The following is a 14,174-nucleotide window of genomic DNA, read 5'->3' as shown; positions in this document are numbered from 1 at the left end:
GCGAAAGCTCAACCTCCGGCGCCGGGGGTGAGTGGCGCGTTCGAGGAGTGGTCCGCCTGCCTGGGGAGGGACGTGTCGGGCGGCTGGTTCCGCGATCGGTCGGTCGCAAACCGCTCCGGCGGGCGCGGCGGAAGATCGACGTGCGGCGCGGTCGCCGGGTCGTAGTCGGGATGCTCCCGGTAGAACTGGTCGCGCCGCCACTGCGGCTCGGTGAACGCGAACGGCAGCGTCGCCCGGACCTCGTGGTCCAGGATCGGACGGGTGAGCGCGCGCAGGGAACGGAAGTAGAATTTCCCGTCGTGCCGACGGACCTCGTAGAAATCCGCGTGCCGCTTGCGGCGGGCGTCCCAGGCGGCGATCTCGGTCAGGTCGTTTTCCCAGACGGCGTAACCGCCCCAGCGTTCGAAGGTCTGCTCGACGGCGCGCAGCGTGCCGGCGTTGACGGGAATCTCGCTCCGGTCAGGCGCGGCCGGAGTGGCGGGAGCCTTCGCGGCGGAAGGAGGCGGGGTGGCGTCGCGAAACGCCATCCCGCCAAACCCGAGCCCGGCGGCGATACCGAGGGTGAGCCAGAGCGGCGCCGGCGAACTGGACTGGGCACGCATCGCGCACTAGGGCCGTTTCGGCGCGGCGGGTTCGAGCTTCGGGGCGTCGAGCTGGACGTCGACTTTCTGCGGCGGCGGACGGCTGAGCGTCCCTCCGTCCGGTCGCGAGAGGGAAACCGCGAGGGCCCCGGACTTGGGCACGAACAGACGCAGCGGGACGTCCTCCGACGCCTCGGGATACCAAGTGAAGGTCTCGTCCCGCGGCTCCGGGATTTCTCGGAAGCGATACCCCTTGGCCGTGCGGCGCGCCTCGAAGAAGTAGCTGTAGCTGCGGTTGGCCGGATTCCAGTAGGCGAAGCGCGTGCGATCTTTTTCCCAGTGCGCCTTGTCCGCCCACACCGCAAAGATTTCCGGCAAGCCATCCCAATCGCGGTAATCGCGCAGGCCGACGGCTTCGAGCTTCGTCAGCGGGCGTTTCGCCACCGGGGACGCCGGCGGCGCGTCGGGCTCTTGCGGAGTCACGAGCAGGAAAAACGCCGTCGGCGCCGCCACCACGGCAACGAGGATCAGCCAGCCGAATTTGCCGACGGGGATTCTGGATTTGTCGGAGGCTGACATGGTCAGGGAGCGGAAGCGGCGGCGTCGGGAGACGCCGCCCTACAGCGGCGGAGCGTGCTTCACCAGCGCGGCGACGGCCATGGCGTGACTCTCGATGTGGGAGAGGCTGAGCCAGACGTGGGTGGCGCCGACCTGGTGGAGGAGCGCGGTGGCCTTGGCATCGAGACGGACGAGCGGCTCCTTGCGCGCGCCGTGGTAAACCGAGATCGAGGTCCAGTCGAGGTGCGGACCGATGCCGGTGGTGAAGCACTTCGAGACGGCCTCCTTCGCGGCCCAGCGGGCGGCGTAGTGCTTGTGCGGGTGGCCGAGGCTGTCGCAGTAGGCGCGTTCCTCGTCGGTGAACACCCGCTTGAGGAAGCGTTCGCCGTGCTTCTCGAGCACCTTGCGAATGCGCTCGGTCTCGATGAGGTCGCAGCCGAGGCCGATGAGGATGCCGCCGGGAGGGAGTGTGATATTCATCGGAGGAGCGCCCACGGAATACACGGAACACACGGAAAGAAAACCGCTAAACAGTGAAGTCCGATCGGCGCGACGCGATGTGCGGACTACGGCGAGACAGGGAATGTCGAAACCAAAGGTGAGATCGCTTCCGTGTATTCGGTGGGTTCCGTGGGCAATTCCTCACGAATTCATCCGGGTCTTCATCTCGCGGACGGCCTCCTCGATGCCGGTGAAGAGGGCGCGGGAGATGATGCTGTGGCCGATGTTCAGCTCGTGGAGGTGCGGGATGGTGCGGACCTCGGCGACATTGACGTAGTTGATGCCGTGGCCGGCGTTGACGACGAGGCCGAGGGCGTGGGCCTGGGTGGCGCCGACGCAGAGGCGCTTGAATTCGTCGGCGCGCGCGGGGCCGTGGTAGGCGTTGGCGTAGGCGCCGGTGTGGAGCTCGATCCACGGGGCGTGGAGCTTCTTCGCCAAGTCGATCTGGTGCTCGTCGGCGTCGATGAAGAGGCTGGTCTTGATGCCGGCGGCGTTCATGGCGTCGGTGACGCGCGCGACCTTGTCGCGGAACTTCACGACATCCAGGCCGCCCTCGGTGGTGACCTCCTCGCGGCTCTCGGGCACGAGGCAGACGGAATGCGGCTTCAGGCGGAGCGCGAGGGCGGTCATCTCCGGCGTGCAGGCCATCTCGAGGTTGACGCGGGTGGCGGCGGCTTCGCACAGGCGCTCGAGGTCGCGGTCCTGGATGTGGCGGCGGTCCTCGCGGAGGTGGATGGTGATGCCGTCGGCGCCGGCGCGCTCGCAGAGCTGGGCGAGCGCGACCGGGTCGGGTTCGACGTTGCCGCCGACGGTGGCGCCGGCCTGGCGGTAGCGGGCCTGGCGGAGGGTCGCGCAGTGGTCGATGTTGACACCGAGAAGGATCATGGCGGCGGCAGCCAAGCAGGTCTGCCCGGCGCAGGAAACCCGGAAAATCCTGTGCTTGCCGCTTTGGCGCGGGCCTGAGTTCCTCGGCGGAACGTCCCCGTCCATGTCCACCGCCCCGGCGCCGAAGCGCGAGAACCTCCTGCTCAACCTGGCCTTCAACATCGCCGCGCCGATGCTGATCCTCTCCAAGCTGAGCGACCGCCTCGGCGCCATGCCGGCGCTGCTGCTGGCGCTGGCGTTCCCGCTCGGCTACGGCGCCTACGACTTCTGGCAGCGGCGGAGCGTGAACTTCGTTTCCGGGCTGGGCTTCGCCAGCACGCTGGCGACCGGCGGGCTCGGCCTGCTCAAGCTCGCGCCGTTCTGGTTCGCGGTGAAGGAGGCGTGCGTGCCGGCGCTGATCGGCGTCGCGGTGATCATCTCGCAATGGACGAAGCGCCCGCTGGTGCGGCAGTTCCTCCTCAACGACCAGGTGATCAACCTGCCGCGCGTGAACGCGGCGCTCGACGAGCACGGCATGCGGCCGGCGTTCGACGCGCTGCTGCGGGCCTCGAGCGTGCTGCTGGCGGGCTCGTTCTTCCTCAGCGCCTTCCTGAATTTCTCGCTCGCGCGCTACCTGATCACGGCGGCGCCGGACACGCCGGAGTTCAACGCGCAATACGGCCGCATGCTCGGGTGGAGCTGGCCGGTGATCGTGGTGCCGAGCATGGCGGTGATGCTGTTCGCCCTGTGGCGGCTGGTGAAGGGCGTGGAGCGCATGACCGGGCTCAAGCTCGACGAGATCCTGCAGGCGCCGGAGGACCGGAAGGACGCCAGCGCCGCTCCGGCCGAGCCGACGAAGGCGGGAAACGACGCGCCGGTCGAACCGCCACGCGAGGCCTGAAGGCCGCGGGCAATGAAAAAGCCCGCCGGAACGGCGGGCTGGAGTGCGGCGGAGGGGCGGCGCGTCAGGCGCGCTGGTCCATCGACGTGTAGTCGCGCTTCGGCGTGCCGACGTAGACCTGGCGCGGGCGGTAGATGCGGCCCTTGGTGTTGGACGCGACTTCCTTCCAGTTGGCGATCCAGCCCGGGGCGCGGCCGATGGCGAACATGACGGTGAACATGTCCGTCGGGATGCCGAGGGCGCGCATGATGATGCCGGAGTAGAAGTCGACGTTCGGGTAGAGCTTGCGCGAGACGAAATAGTCGTCCTTGAGCGCGGCCTGCTCGAGGTTCTTGGCGATGTCGAGCAGCGGGTCGGACTTGCCGAGGCGGGTGAGGACCTCGTCGCAGGCCTTGCCGATGATGCGGGCGCGCGGGTCGAAGTTGCGGTAGACCGCGTGGCCGAAGCCCATGAGGCGGTTGCTCTTCGAGCCGCCCTTGGCGGCCTGGATGAAGCGGGTGCCGTCGTCGCCCTCGTCATGGATCGACTGGAGCATCTGCATGACGGCGACGTTGGCGCCGCCGTGGAGCGGGCCGGAGAGGGCGCAGACGCCGGCGGCGATGGAGGTGAAGAGATTGGCGCCGCTCGAGGCGACCATGCGCACGGTGGAGGTGGAGCAGTTCTGCTCGTGGTCGGCGTGGAGGAGGAGCAGCAGGTTCAGCGCGCGGGTGACCTCGGGGATGGGCTGATAGGCCACATACGGATCCGAGAACATCATGTGCAGGAAGTTGTCCGCAAACGGCAGGTCGCGCGGGTGGATGAACGGCAGGCCGTGGCGGTAGCGATAGATCATCGCCACGATCGAGCGGATCTTCGAGATGGCCATGGCGGCCGCGAGGTCGAAGTTCTGCAGGTCCTTCTCGAAATTGTTCGTCGCGAGTTCCGGATAGTAGGCGGCGAGCGAGCTCACGATCGAGGTGAGCATGCCCATCGGCGGCGCGGATTCGGGGAAGCCCTCGAAGATGCGCTGCATCTGCGTGCCGATGGCCGCGTTGTCGCGGAGGCGGCGGCTGAATTGCTGACGCTGTTTCGCGTTCGGGAGCTCGCCGTAGATGATGAGGTAGGCGGTCTCGACGTAGTCGGAGTAGGTCGCGAGCTGCTCGATCGGGTAGCCGCGGTGGCGGAGGATGCCGTTGTCGCCGTCGAGATAGGTGATCGCGCTCTCGCAGGAACCGGTGTTGCCGTAGCCCTGGTCGTAGAAGATGTAGCCGGAGTCTTTGCGGAGGTTGCGGGCGTCGATGGCCTTCTCACCTTCGGAGCCGATCATCACCGGAAGCGTGAGTTCTTTGCCGTCGACCTTGATCTGGGCGGTGGGTGCTTGCATAGGGCAAGAAGCACCGTGCCGAAAACCCGGGCCGTGGCAAAGCAAAGCCTCGCGAGTGACACACGCCGCGGAATGAATAAGGGCGATGCCGTTTCCCGTTAGAAAAAGTGAAACGCCGGCGCGAGGGCCGGCGGACGGGAGAAAGCGTTCAAGTTTTCGGCCGCGCCTACTGCGGCATGAGCATCGGCACGGCGAACGCGTCGGCCGGGAAGGGCTCGTTGATCTTCACGCTGTCGAAGGTGATGGTGGCGACCTGGCCGTTGGGCGCCTTGTTGATCAGGGTGCGCGGGAAGCGGAGGCCGCCGGCGCGGATCTCGCCGTCCTCGCGAATCTCGCCGCCCGACTCGGTCTCGGTCTTCACCAGTCGGCCGGTGGCCTTGTCGAAGAAGCGGGTGAAGACGATGTTCTCGGCGTGGGTGAAGACCAGCTTCACGCACTCCTTGCCGTCGACGGTCGCATCGCCGCCGAACTCGATCTTGCCGCCGCGCTTGTCGATGCCGCGGTAAAAGAAGAGATTTTCCCAGGTGTTGGCGCGGAGGCGCTTCACTTGCTGCACGTCGAGGAGCGAGAGCTGCCACTTGGTGGCGTCCTTGGCGTCGGCGCGGCGCACCCAGGCGTCGTAGCCGTCGAGCGCGGTGGTCTCGATGACCTCGTTCGAGCGGCGGATGATGCGCTGCTGGTAGGGCTTCTGAAAGACGATGTCGATGGCCAGGACGACGTTTTCGTCCTTCGTGTTCTTCGGGTCGCCGTTGACCGGCACCTTCTCCGTGGTGGTGAACGTGCCGCTGAAATGGATGCTGTTGACGGCCTCGAGCACGCCTTCGGGGCCAACGGCGGCGCGCGCCTTGGCGATCCACTGGTCGGCCCGCGGATCGGCCAGGGCCGAATTCACCGTGAACACGAGGACAGCGAGCGTCGCGAAGAGGCGGGATTTCATGGGGCTAGTTGACCCGAAAGGTGGGCAACGGTGCCATGCTTCGCAAGGGGATTCCCCCGGCGCGACAGCGGGGGCCGGCCGGGCGGCGGCCGGCGAGACCCGGACCCCGCGGAGGAGCCGGGCGACTCACTCCCACTCGATCGTCGCCGGCGGCTTGGAGCTGATGTCGAGGACGACGCGGCTGACGCCACGCACCTCGTTGGTGATGCGGCTGGAGATTTTCTGGATGAGCTCGTGCGGGAGCTTGACCCAGTCGGCCGTCATCGCATCGGTGCTTTCGACGATGCGGAGCGCGATGACGTAGTCGTAGGTGCGCTCGTCGCCGAAGACGCCGACGGTCTTCACCGGCAGGAAGACGGCGAAGGATTGCCAGACCTTCCAGTAGTAGCCGGAGGCCATCATCTCCTCGTGGAGGACGGCGTCGGCGTTGCGCAGGATCTCGAGCTTCTCGGCGGTGATGTCGCCCATCACCCGCACGCCCAGGCCGGGGCCGGGGAACGGCTGGCGCCAGACGACCTCGCGCGGCAGGCCGAGGGCGGCGCCGACCTGGCGGACCTCGTCCTTGAAGAGTTCGCGGAGCGGCTCGATGAGCTTGAGCTTCATGCGCTCGGGCAGGCCGCCGACGTTGTGGTGCGTCTTGATCAGCGAGGCCGGGTTGCCCTGGATCGAGACCGACTCGATGACGTCGGGATAGAGCGTGCCCTGGCCGAGGAACTCCGCGCTGCCCTTGATCGACTTGAGCGTCTTCTCGAAGACCTCGACAAAGGTGCGGCCGATGATCTTGCGCTTGGTTTCGGGGTCGGAGACGCCCTTGAGGCGTTTGAGGAAGAGCTTCGAGGCGTCGACCACGCGCAGGTCGATGTGGAAATGCTTCCCGTAGAGCTCGCGGACGTAGTCGCGCTCGCCCTTGCGGAGGAGGCCGTTGTCGACAAAGACACAGGTCAGCTGCTTGCCGATCGCCTTGTGCAGGAGCGCGGCGGCGACGGACGAGTCGACGCCGCCGGAGAGACCGAGCAGGACGCGGCCCTTGCCGACCTTGGCGCGGATGTCGGCGACGGCATGGGCGACGAATTCCTTGGTCGTCCAATCCTGCTTGGCGCCGCAGACGCCGATGAGGAAGTTGCGGATCATGTCCACGCCGCGCTCGGTGTGGAAGACCTCGGGGTGGAACTGGATGCCGTAGAAGCGGCGTTTCGCGTCCTCGATGGCCGAGAACGGCGAGTTGTCCGAGGTGCCGATGGCGACGAAGCCCGGCGGAAGCTTGATGAGCTTGTCGCCGTGGGAATTCCAGATGCGCAGCTTGCGGGGGAGCCCGGCGAAGAGCTTGCCCGGCTTCTTGATCGTGAGGTGGCCGTGGCCGTATTCGCGGGCCTTGCTGTGCTCGACCTTGCCGTCGAGGAAGTGCCCCATGAGCTGCACGCCGTAGCAGATGCCGAGGACGGGCACGCCGAGGCGGAAGATCTCCGGGTCGGGATGCGGCGCGCCCTTGGCGTAGACACTCTGCGGGCCACCCGAGAGGATGATGCCGATCACACCCTCCTCGCGGAGTTTGGCGGCCGGCGTGCTGAAGTGGTAGATCTTCGAGTAGACCTCGCACTCGCGGATGCGGCGGGCGATGACCTGCGTGAGCTGGGAACCGAAATCGAGGACGGCAATTGTCTGCGCCATGCGGGAAGCTGGGAAAGTTTTCCGGCGAAAGAAACGAAAAAATCAGTCCGCGCGTGTCACGCCTCCGGGCTGTGCCGGTCGGCCCGCCCGGCGCCGACGAGAAAGGCTATCCCACCCATCAGCATGATCGCCAACCAGGCGGCGGTAAACTTCGGCGCGAGCCACGTAAGGCGCCCAAGTTCCACCGGCTCGGTCACCTGCAGTTCCTCACCCGCCGGCACGCGCACCACCAGCCGCACCGGCCCCGCACCGCGGAGAAGATTTACTGTCTTCCATGAGCCGGTGGCATCGAAGGTTCGATCCAGCGGCAAGTGCAGTGTTCCGTCCTCGCTTGCCAACCCAATCTCCGCCGCTCCGGGGCCAATTCGGCCCGACACTCGCAGACGCCAGACCGGGCGGAAATCATCCGCTATCGGCCGGCTGACGAATATCGCTCCCGCAACGCCGCCTCGGAGCGTAAGCAGGCGGCGGTTAGCACCAGATGCCGGCAGGAGCCGAAACGTCGCGTCCGGCGAGGATAGGATCGGGTCACACTGGAGGGCGAGCGACGGCGCCAGACTTTCCGGCAAGGCGAGTCGCGTGAGTGGATCGCCGAGAATGTCTCGAGTCTGCTCAAAATGGGGAAAATACTGCCGCACCAGCGGATCACGCTCGAGTTCTGCGACGTCGTTACGCACCAAGTAGGCGGAAACCGCCGCTTGCTGCCGCCGAAAGAATTCCTGCTGCCCTTCGAAGTTACCACGTAACTTCGCCGGTTCGTTTTCGACCGCTAGCGCAGCGCCAATCGCCAACACCCACGCCCCACCGAGCCAGGAAGCGAAAACCGGACGCGCAGGGCGCGCGAGCAGGAAGGCGAGACCGAGCGCGTTCGCCACCAAACCCAAGCCAAGAGGATCCATGTAGCGCACCGCGATCTCCCCGGCGCCAGTGCCACGCCCGTAAGCAAATGCCGCCGCCAAACCGAACGCCCAAAACGCTAGGCCGACCAACACACGGGTAGGCAGCTCCAGCCAGCGACCGCGCGTTTGCCACAGCAGCACCCCGACGGGAGCCTGTGTCACCAGGGCCAGCCATGGTCCGGGCAGCGGCCAGGACAACAGATAACCCAAGGCACTGAAGAAAGCCAGCGACAGACCGGTCGTGCGCTCGACCGCAAAGAACGCGCGGTGCAATAACCACGTCCCCAGTGCGACCAGCAGGAGGTTGATCACCAGCGTCGCCCAAGCCCAAGGTGAACGCGGGGACTGCATCGCGCGCAACGTCGCCAATCCTGCGAGCACGGCCGCGGAAATGACACCGGATGCGATCGAGAAAAGCACGAATAGCCCCGCCACTTGCGCCAGCCACCACGAAGCCCCCAGCCGCTCTTCCCGCAGCGTGCCCAGAACGTGCGCGAGTCCGAACATGATCAGGAACACAAACTGCGTCTGAAACCCCCAAAGAAAGTTTTCGTAGCTCGACGGCAGGGCGAGCACGAGGGCGGCGAAAGCCGCGACGGTTACCTTCCACCGCCCGCGCAGCACCAAGCCTGCAAATTGCCAGACCAGCAACGCCGACAGCATATGCGCGGCGACGCTCACCAGCATCTCCAGCCGCGAGTCCCATTGTTCAGAATTCGCCAGGGCGCAACCCGTGGCGATCACGCGGGTAAGCGCGGGCGTATGCTCACCATGAGGGAAAAAGTAGTGGCTGAACTCCCATGCCCCGCCCAAACGCCACCGGAAAACGCCTCCCCCCTCGGCCGCCCACTGGTCGCTGAAGGGCTGGTCGCTTGACCAATAGTGAATCAGTCCGAGTTTCGTCCCGCCGACAAGTAGGGCGAGCCCGAACGGAATCAGAAAGGCGGGCGAAAGCAGGCGGCGCAGCACGGGGAACTCAAAACTTCAGGCGCACGTTCACATGGCCGCATTTCGGGCACGGGGCGGTTTCGGTCCCGGCGGACCGCGTGTAGAGGTGCTCGCAGCGGATGCAGTGGAACGAGATCTTGCGCCGGCCGGTGTCGTAGAGCGCACGGTCGCGCCGATCGTAATAGAACCAGAGGGCCAAAAAGAGGCCGATAACGCACAGCCCGTAGACAAGGACGTCGAACGTGAATGAAGGTGCAACGAGTTCAGCAAGCACGACGCGAGGTTCGCGCAGAGTCGGCGCGCAGCCAAGGGGAAAGAAAAACGCGCCGGCTAGGGAGAGCGCGGCGCGAGTGAGGAACGTTGGGCGCGTTCGGCGTGATTCCTCAACCGCCGCGCACGAAGTAGAGTTGCACGCCGGTGCGGAAGCCGCCATCGACCCTCACCGCGCCCCCTCCCCCAATCCTGATCTGGCGCTTGGCGAACGGGTGATCCAATCGCGCTTCGGCACGAATCCCGTCGCTGGAGGAGCCATCCGGAGAGAGTTTTGCCAATACGTCGAGTAACACGTAGCCAGCAACGCGAACCACGTCTTTGTCTCCGTTCTGTTCCGCGTTGGCCCGAAAATTCCCGACAAAGGTGACACCCTCGCTGGAGGCATCGAACGTCACTCCCCGACGCAATTCGTCGATGCGCCATTTTTTGAGAGTGTGGATCTGGGGCGGCTCGCGATCGACCAAGCTCACCAACACAAGCGCAAATTCATCTGAACCCAGACGGGCGGCTCGCAAGAATTGCTTCGCCGGTGTGAGGTATTCGTCTTGTGTATAGACGGGGTCTAGCGGCTTTGCGTGAGCGAGTGTCAGTCCAACCGTGGATAGAATTAGAGCAGCGATTTTCATGAGATTAAATGCCAAGATTACTGTTGGTAGTAGTTGCCGCCCCCGTTTTCGCTGGAAGCAACGTCGTAAGTGAAACCCCAGCTCTCGGGATGGATAATTGTCGCGCCTTGACGGACATTGGCTCGAGTCGTCGCATCTTTCCGACCGGTTGCCGCTTCGTTACCGGCAGGTGCAGCAACCACGGTGACCTCCACCGTTTGAGTTTGTCCGGCTGGAATAACTTTCTCGTTCGAAATTCCAGATGCGATCATTGCGCCGGTTTGGGCATTTTGGATGAGCGTCTCAACCCGGACAACTTGCTGGGTCTGTGTGTTGTTGGTAACCCGAAAAGAGACTGTCGTTGTAAATGACGTTCCCTGGCCAACAACCGCTGGTGCAATAGGAGAGGTTGTGCCGTTTGTGCCTGGAGAAAGTTGCACCGTGATCTGTGCAAATGAAGGGAGTGTAGCCGCAAGGAAGAGAAGAATTATCCCAAGAGCAGATCGAACACCGAAAGAGGCCATCACAGAGGCCTGACAAAGTCATTTGGAAATCCGAAGCCCCTAAAGCACCTAAATTTAGGTCTATTTGGAAATCGAAATAAAAACGCGCCGGCTCGGGGAGCGCGGCGCGTTGAGAGTGGTTCGGAGCGGCGGGCCCAGCGGTCCCGCCCTACCTTACTCGGCCTTGGGGGCCTCGGCGGCGGGAGCGGCCGCGGCAGCCGGAGCGGCGGCCTTGGTCTTCTTCGCCTTCTTGGCGCCCTTGGACTTCTTGTAGCCCTGGTCGTCGGCACCGACGAACTCGATCAGCGCCATCTCGGCGGCGTCGCCGACGCGGCGGGGAGCGAGCTTGTAGATGCGGGTGTAGCCGCCGGAGCGCTTCTCGAACTGGGCGACCTTCTCGTTGAAGAGCGCCGTGACGGCGCTTTCATCGCGAATGTCCTTCAGCGCGAGGCGGCGCAGGTGGATGGCAGAGGCGGAGAGCTTGCCGTTTTCCTTCGGGAGCGCGGCGGCCTTCTTGGCCTTCGTGATCACCTTCTCGATGAAGGGGCGCAGGGCCTTGGCCTTCGTGAGGGTGGTCTCGATGCGACCGTGCTTGATGAGGGAGGCACCCATGTTGGAGAGCATCGCGGAACGGTGCTCGCGGGTGACGCCGAGGGAGGCGTGGTGTTTATTGTGACGCATTGTCGGGTTGGGTTATCGGCTCCCGATCGGCAATCCGGTCGCAGCGTTGGGCGGCAGCGGACGGCGCGAGAGCCGGGATTAAAGTGGGCTCGCCTTCGACACAAAGACTCGCGGCGGTGGGCCGCGAGTCTTCGGCGGAAAGCGGAAGGGCTTAGAGGTCCTTCTTGGTCTCGAGGAGGCGCTCGTCGAACTTCATGCCCAGCGACAGGCCGAGGGCTTCGAGCTTCTCCTTGATCTCGTTGAGCGACTTCTTGCCGAAGTTGCGATACTTGAGCATCTCCTGCTCGGTCTTCATGGCGAGTTCGCCGACCGTGGTGATGTTCGCGTTGTTCAGGCAGTTCGCCGCACGGACCGAGAGCTCGATCTCGTTGACGGACATGTTGAGCAGCTTGCGGAGCTTGTTCTGCTCCTCGGAGACCTCGGCGGCCTGCGATTCGAACTCGTAGCTCTCCTGCGAGACGCGATCGAACACGTCGAGGTGGTGCTTGAGGATCGAGGCGGACTGCTTGAGGGCGTCGTCCGGCGTGATGCGGCCGTCGGTCCAGACTTCGAGGACGAGCTTGTCGTAATCGGTGATCTGGCCGACGCGGGTGTTCTCGACCGCGTAGCGGACGAGGCGGACGGGCGAGAAGAGCGAGTCGATCGGGATGACGCCGATGGCCTGGTCTTCCTTCTTGTTCTCGTCGCCGGGGCAGTAGCCGCGACCGGTCTTGATCTCGATCTCGGCCTCGAAGGAGCGCTTCGTGTCGAGGGTGCAGATGACCTGGTCGGGGTTGATGATCTTGACGCCGGCGTCGAGCTGGATGTCGGCGGCGGTGACGGCGCCTTCCTTGTTGACCTTGAGGAGCAGCTTCATCGGCTCGCGCTTTTCGGAGACGATGAGGATTTTCTTCAGGTTGAGGACGATGTCGGTGACGTCCTCGACGACGCCGTCGATGGACTGGAACTCATGGTTCACGCCATCGATCTTGATCGAGCTGATGGCGCTGCCCTCGATGGACGAGAGGAGCACGCGGCGGAGCGAATTGCCGACGGTGTGGCCATAGCCGGCCTCGAAGGGCTCGGCGATGAACTTGGCGTAGGTGTTGGTGGCGCCCTCCTCGACCTTGGTGAGCTTGGAGGGGAGTTCGAATTTTCCGAGACGCTTGGGCATGTGATTTATCTCTGAGTGGAGAAGTTAGGTGGGAGCGACCGGCAAAACAGACGGATTAGAAGCGCGAGTAGAACTCGACGATGAGCTGCTCGTTGATGGACGGGTCCATCTCATCGCGCGTCGGGAGGCGGTTGACAACCGCGGAAAGCGCCTCGTCGTTGCGCGTCAGCCAGCCGGGAACCACGCGGGCGCGGCTCTCTTCGACGGAGCGGGTGACGATCTGGCGGGAGTTGTTCGAGGCCTTGATCTCGATCGTGTCGCCGGCCTTGAGCGTGTAGCTGGCGATGTCGACCTTGCGGCCGTTGACCTTGACGTGCCCGTGGTTGACGAGCTGGCGGGCCTGGGCGCGGCTCTTGGCGAAGCCGAGCAGGTAGACGACGCTGTCGAGGCGGGTCTCGAGGAGCTGGAGGAAGCGCTCGCCGGTGACGCCGCGCTCCTTCTTGGCGGCGGCAAAGACGCGGCGGAACTGGCGCTCGAGCAGGCCGTAGATGAAGCGGAGCTTCTGCTTCTCGGCGAGGCCGACGGCGTATTCGGAGAGCTTGCGGCGGGACTTCGGGCCGTGCTGGCCGGGCGGGAAGTTGCGGCGCTCGAGAACCTTGGCGGAACCGAGGACGTAGGTGCCGAAGCGGCGGCTGACGCGAGTGGTGGGTCCGGTGTAACGGGCCATGGTAGGAGTTCCTTAGAAGTTGAGGTTAGACGCGACGGCGCTTGCGCGGGCGGCAGCCGTTGTGCGGCACCGGGGTGACGTCGATGATGGAGGAGATTTCCAGACCGATGGCCTGGAGACCGCGGATGGCGGAGTCGCGGCCGAGGCCGGGACCGCTGACGCGGATCTGGACTTCCTTGAGGCCGTGCGCCATGGCGTTGCGGGCGGCGTCCTGGGCGACGACCTGCGCAGCGTAGGCGGTGGACTTGCGGGAGCCGCGGAAATTGCACTTACCGGCGGACGACCAGGAGATCACGTTGCCCTTGGCGTCGGTGATCGAGACGATCGTGTTGTTGAACGTCGCGGTGACGTTGGCGATGCCGGAGGTGACGTTCTTCGAGCCCTTGGCCTTGCGGACCTTGATGGCGCCGAGCTCCTCCTTGAGGAGGTCTTCGGCGGTCGGGGCCTTCGGAACGCCGCCGACGAGTTCGACGGGCTTCGCGGGCTCGGCCGGGGCGGCGGGAGCCGCGCCTTCGGCGGCGGGAGCGTCGGCCTTCGGGGCCTTGGGAGCCTTCGCGGGCTTCTCAGCGGCCGGAGCGGCGCCAGCGACGGCGTCCTTCTTCGGGGCCTTTTCCTTCTTCGGAGCGGATTTCTCTTCGGACATGGAGATGTGTTTTTAAGATTAAGCTTCCTTGGCCTTGGTGACGCCAACGGTCTTGCGCGGGCCCTTGCGGGTGCGGGCGTTGGTGCTGGTGCGCTGGCCGCGGACCGGGAGGCCGCGACGGTGGCGGATGCCACGGTAGCAGTTGATCGCCTGGAGGCGCTTGAGATTGCCCGCGATTTCGCGGCGGAGATCGCCTTCCACCACCCACTTGTTGTCGGTGATGATGTGGAGGATCTTGTTCAGCTGCTCCTCGGTGAGATCCGAGGCGCGCATGTTGGCGTCGAGACCGGCGGTCTCGATGATCAGGTCGGCACGGGCAGGGCCAATGCCGTAGATGTATCGGAGGGAGAATCCGATCTTCTTTTTGGCGGGGAGTTCAACGCCGAGGAGACGAGGCATGTTGGTTTTAGTTGAGAGTTAGTTGTTGAG

The 14,174-nt window shown here is 65.0% G+C and carries 17 protein-coding genes; 1 reads left to right on the top strand and 16 read right to left on the bottom strand.

The annotated features are described in order from the left end of the window. Positions 1 to 8 precede the first annotated feature (8 nt). The 4 genes from ACMYLB_RS07320 to ACMYLB_RS07305 form a co-directional block, all read right to left on the bottom strand. Positions 9 to 602 carry a hypothetical protein gene (locus tag ACMYLB_RS07320; RefSeq protein ID WP_415910285.1) on the bottom strand — a complete coding sequence of 198 codons (594 nt, stop codon included), beginning with the start codon at positions 600 to 602 and terminating at the stop codon, positions 9 to 11. A 6-nt stretch (positions 603 to 608) separates the two neighbouring features. Beyond that, on the bottom strand, positions 609 to 1,160 hold the full coding sequence (locus ACMYLB_RS07315; RefSeq protein ID WP_415910284.1) for a hypothetical protein: 552 nt from the start codon (positions 1,158 to 1,160) through the stop codon (positions 609 to 611). A gap of 39 nt (positions 1,161 to 1,199) precedes the next feature. After that, entirely contained in the window at positions 1,200 to 1,619 is a 420-nt protein-coding gene (gene acpS, locus ACMYLB_RS07310; protein WP_415910283.1) for a holo-ACP synthase, read from the bottom strand. A 162-nt stretch (positions 1,620 to 1,781) separates the two neighbouring features. After that, positions 1,782 to 2,525 (bottom strand): pyridoxine 5'-phosphate synthase, encoded by a 744-nt coding sequence (locus ACMYLB_RS07305; protein WP_415910282.1) that lies wholly within the window; start codon positions 2,523 to 2,525, stop codon positions 1,782 to 1,784. A gap of 103 nt (positions 2,526 to 2,628) precedes the next feature. On the opposite strand from ACMYLB_RS07305, the gene ACMYLB_RS07300 reads away from it, so the two are divergent. Next, the gene (locus tag ACMYLB_RS07300; RefSeq protein WP_415910281.1) at positions 2,629 to 3,405 is read left to right on the top strand and encodes a VC0807 family protein; all 777 of its coding nucleotides are present in this window, start codon (positions 2,629 to 2,631) and stop codon (positions 3,403 to 3,405) included. Between the two features lie 64 nt (positions 3,406 to 3,469). Here the strand turns inward: ACMYLB_RS07300 and ACMYLB_RS07295 are convergent, their stop codons facing one another. The 12 genes from ACMYLB_RS07295 to rpsM form a co-directional block, all read right to left on the bottom strand. After that, on the bottom strand, positions 3,470 to 4,768 hold the full coding sequence (locus ACMYLB_RS07295) for a citrate synthase (protein ID WP_415910280.1): 1,299 nt from the start codon (positions 4,766 to 4,768) through the stop codon (positions 3,470 to 3,472). Positions 4,769 to 4,934: 166 nt separating this feature from the next. Further along, positions 4,935 to 5,705 (bottom strand): hypothetical protein, encoded by a 771-nt coding sequence (locus ACMYLB_RS07290; RefSeq protein WP_415910279.1) that lies wholly within the window; start codon positions 5,703 to 5,705, stop codon positions 4,935 to 4,937. Positions 5,706 to 5,831: 126 nt separating this feature from the next. Further along, positions 5,832 to 7,373, bottom strand: a complete 1,542-nt coding sequence (guaA, locus tag ACMYLB_RS07285) for a glutamine-hydrolyzing GMP synthase (protein ID WP_415910278.1) — start codon at positions 7,371 to 7,373, stop codon at positions 5,832 to 5,834. A 56-nt stretch (positions 7,374 to 7,429) separates the two neighbouring features. Further along, complete coding sequence (locus ACMYLB_RS07280; RefSeq protein WP_415910277.1) at positions 7,430 to 9,241, bottom strand: hypothetical protein; 1,812 nt, start codon at positions 9,239 to 9,241, stop codon at positions 7,430 to 7,432. A gap of 7 nt (positions 9,242 to 9,248) precedes the next feature. Then, positions 9,249 to 9,494 carry a hydrogenase nickel incorporation protein HypA gene (locus ACMYLB_RS07275; RefSeq protein ID WP_415910276.1) on the bottom strand — a complete coding sequence of 82 codons (246 nt, stop codon included), beginning with the start codon at positions 9,492 to 9,494 and terminating at the stop codon, positions 9,249 to 9,251. A 109-nt stretch (positions 9,495 to 9,603) separates the two neighbouring features. Then, the gene (locus ACMYLB_RS07270; RefSeq protein ID WP_415910275.1) at positions 9,604 to 10,119 is read right to left on the bottom strand and encodes a hypothetical protein; all 516 of its coding nucleotides are present in this window, start codon (positions 10,117 to 10,119) and stop codon (positions 9,604 to 9,606) included. A gap of 17 nt (positions 10,120 to 10,136) precedes the next feature. Beyond that, a complete protein-coding gene (locus tag ACMYLB_RS07265; RefSeq protein ID WP_415910274.1) occupies positions 10,137 to 10,622 on the bottom strand; it encodes a hypothetical protein in 486 nt (161 codons plus the stop codon). 153 nt (positions 10,623 to 10,775) lie between these two features. Then, positions 10,776 to 11,282 (bottom strand): 50S ribosomal protein L17, encoded by a 507-nt coding sequence (gene rplQ / locus ACMYLB_RS07260; protein WP_415910273.1) that lies wholly within the window; start codon positions 11,280 to 11,282, stop codon positions 10,776 to 10,778. 151 nt (positions 11,283 to 11,433) lie between these two features. Further along, positions 11,434 to 12,435 (bottom strand): DNA-directed RNA polymerase subunit alpha, encoded by a 1,002-nt coding sequence (locus tag ACMYLB_RS07255; protein ID WP_415910272.1) that lies wholly within the window; start codon positions 12,433 to 12,435, stop codon positions 11,434 to 11,436. A gap of 55 nt (positions 12,436 to 12,490) precedes the next feature. Beyond that, entirely contained in the window at positions 12,491 to 13,102 is a 612-nt protein-coding gene (gene rpsD / locus ACMYLB_RS07250; protein ID WP_415910271.1) for a 30S ribosomal protein S4, read from the bottom strand. A gap of 25 nt (positions 13,103 to 13,127) precedes the next feature. Next, positions 13,128 to 13,745 (bottom strand): 30S ribosomal protein S11, encoded by a 618-nt coding sequence (rpsK, locus tag ACMYLB_RS07245; protein WP_415910270.1) that lies wholly within the window; start codon positions 13,743 to 13,745, stop codon positions 13,128 to 13,130. A gap of 18 nt (positions 13,746 to 13,763) precedes the next feature. Continuing rightward, positions 13,764 to 14,144 carry a 30S ribosomal protein S13 gene (rpsM, locus tag ACMYLB_RS07240; protein WP_415910269.1) on the bottom strand — a complete coding sequence of 127 codons (381 nt, stop codon included), beginning with the start codon at positions 14,142 to 14,144 and terminating at the stop codon, positions 13,764 to 13,766. Between the last annotated feature and the right edge of the window lie 30 nt (positions 14,145 to 14,174).

The organism is Oleiharenicola sp. Vm1, from assembly GCF_047777955.1.
GTDB lineage: Bacteria > Verrucomicrobiota > Verrucomicrobiia > Opitutales > Opitutaceae > Didemnitutus.
The sequence above is the reverse complement of the archived record's forward strand: the minus strand, read 5'-3'. Positions and strand labels throughout refer to the sequence as shown.

Bases quoted from the DNA above. Each gene is read 5' to 3' on its own strand.
- ACMYLB_RS07320 (WP_415910285.1), bottom strand. From the start codon at position 602: ATGCGTGCCCAGTCCAGTTCGCCGGCGCCGCTCTGGCTCACCCTCGGT.
- ACMYLB_RS07315 (WP_415910284.1), bottom strand. From the start codon at position 1,160: ATGTCAGCCTCCGACAAATCCAGAATCCCCGTCGGCAAATTCGGCTGG.
- acpS (WP_415910283.1), bottom strand. From the start codon at position 1,619: ATGAATATCACACTCCCTCCCGGCGGCATCCTCATCGGCCTCGGCTGC.
- ACMYLB_RS07305 (WP_415910282.1), bottom strand. From the start codon at position 2,525: ATGATCCTTCTCGGTGTCAACATCGACCACTGCGCGACCCTCCGCCAG.
- ACMYLB_RS07300 (WP_415910281.1), top strand. From the start codon at position 2,629: ATGTCCACCGCCCCGGCGCCGAAGCGCGAGAACCTCCTGCTCAACCTG.
- ACMYLB_RS07295 (WP_415910280.1), bottom strand. From the start codon at position 4,768: ATGCAAGCACCCACCGCCCAGATCAAGGTCGACGGCAAAGAACTCACG.
- ACMYLB_RS07290 (WP_415910279.1), bottom strand. From the start codon at position 5,705: ATGAAATCCCGCCTCTTCGCGACGCTCGCTGTCCTCGTGTTCACGGTG.
- guaA (WP_415910278.1), bottom strand. From the start codon at position 7,373: ATGGCGCAGACAATTGCCGTCCTCGATTTCGGTTCCCAGCTCACGCAG.
- ACMYLB_RS07270 (WP_415910275.1), bottom strand. From the start codon at position 10,119: ATGAAAATCGCTGCTCTAATTCTATCCACGGTTGGACTGACACTCGCT.
- ACMYLB_RS07265 (WP_415910274.1), bottom strand. From the start codon at position 10,622: ATGGCCTCTTTCGGTGTTCGATCTGCTCTTGGGATAATTCTTCTCTTC.
- rplQ (WP_415910273.1), bottom strand. From the start codon at position 11,282: ATGCGTCACAATAAACACCACGCCTCCCTCGGCGTCACCCGCGAGCAC.
- ACMYLB_RS07255 (WP_415910272.1), bottom strand. From the start codon at position 12,435: ATGCCCAAGCGTCTCGGAAAATTCGAACTCCCCTCCAAGCTCACCAAG.
- rpsD (WP_415910271.1), bottom strand. From the start codon at position 13,102: ATGGCCCGTTACACCGGACCCACCACTCGCGTCAGCCGCCGCTTCGGC.
- rpsK (WP_415910270.1), bottom strand. From the start codon at position 13,745: ATGTCCGAAGAGAAATCCGCTCCGAAGAAGGAAAAGGCCCCGAAGAAG.
- rpsM (WP_415910269.1), bottom strand. From the start codon at position 14,144: ATGCCTCGTCTCCTCGGCGTTGAACTCCCCGCCAAAAAGAAGATCGGA.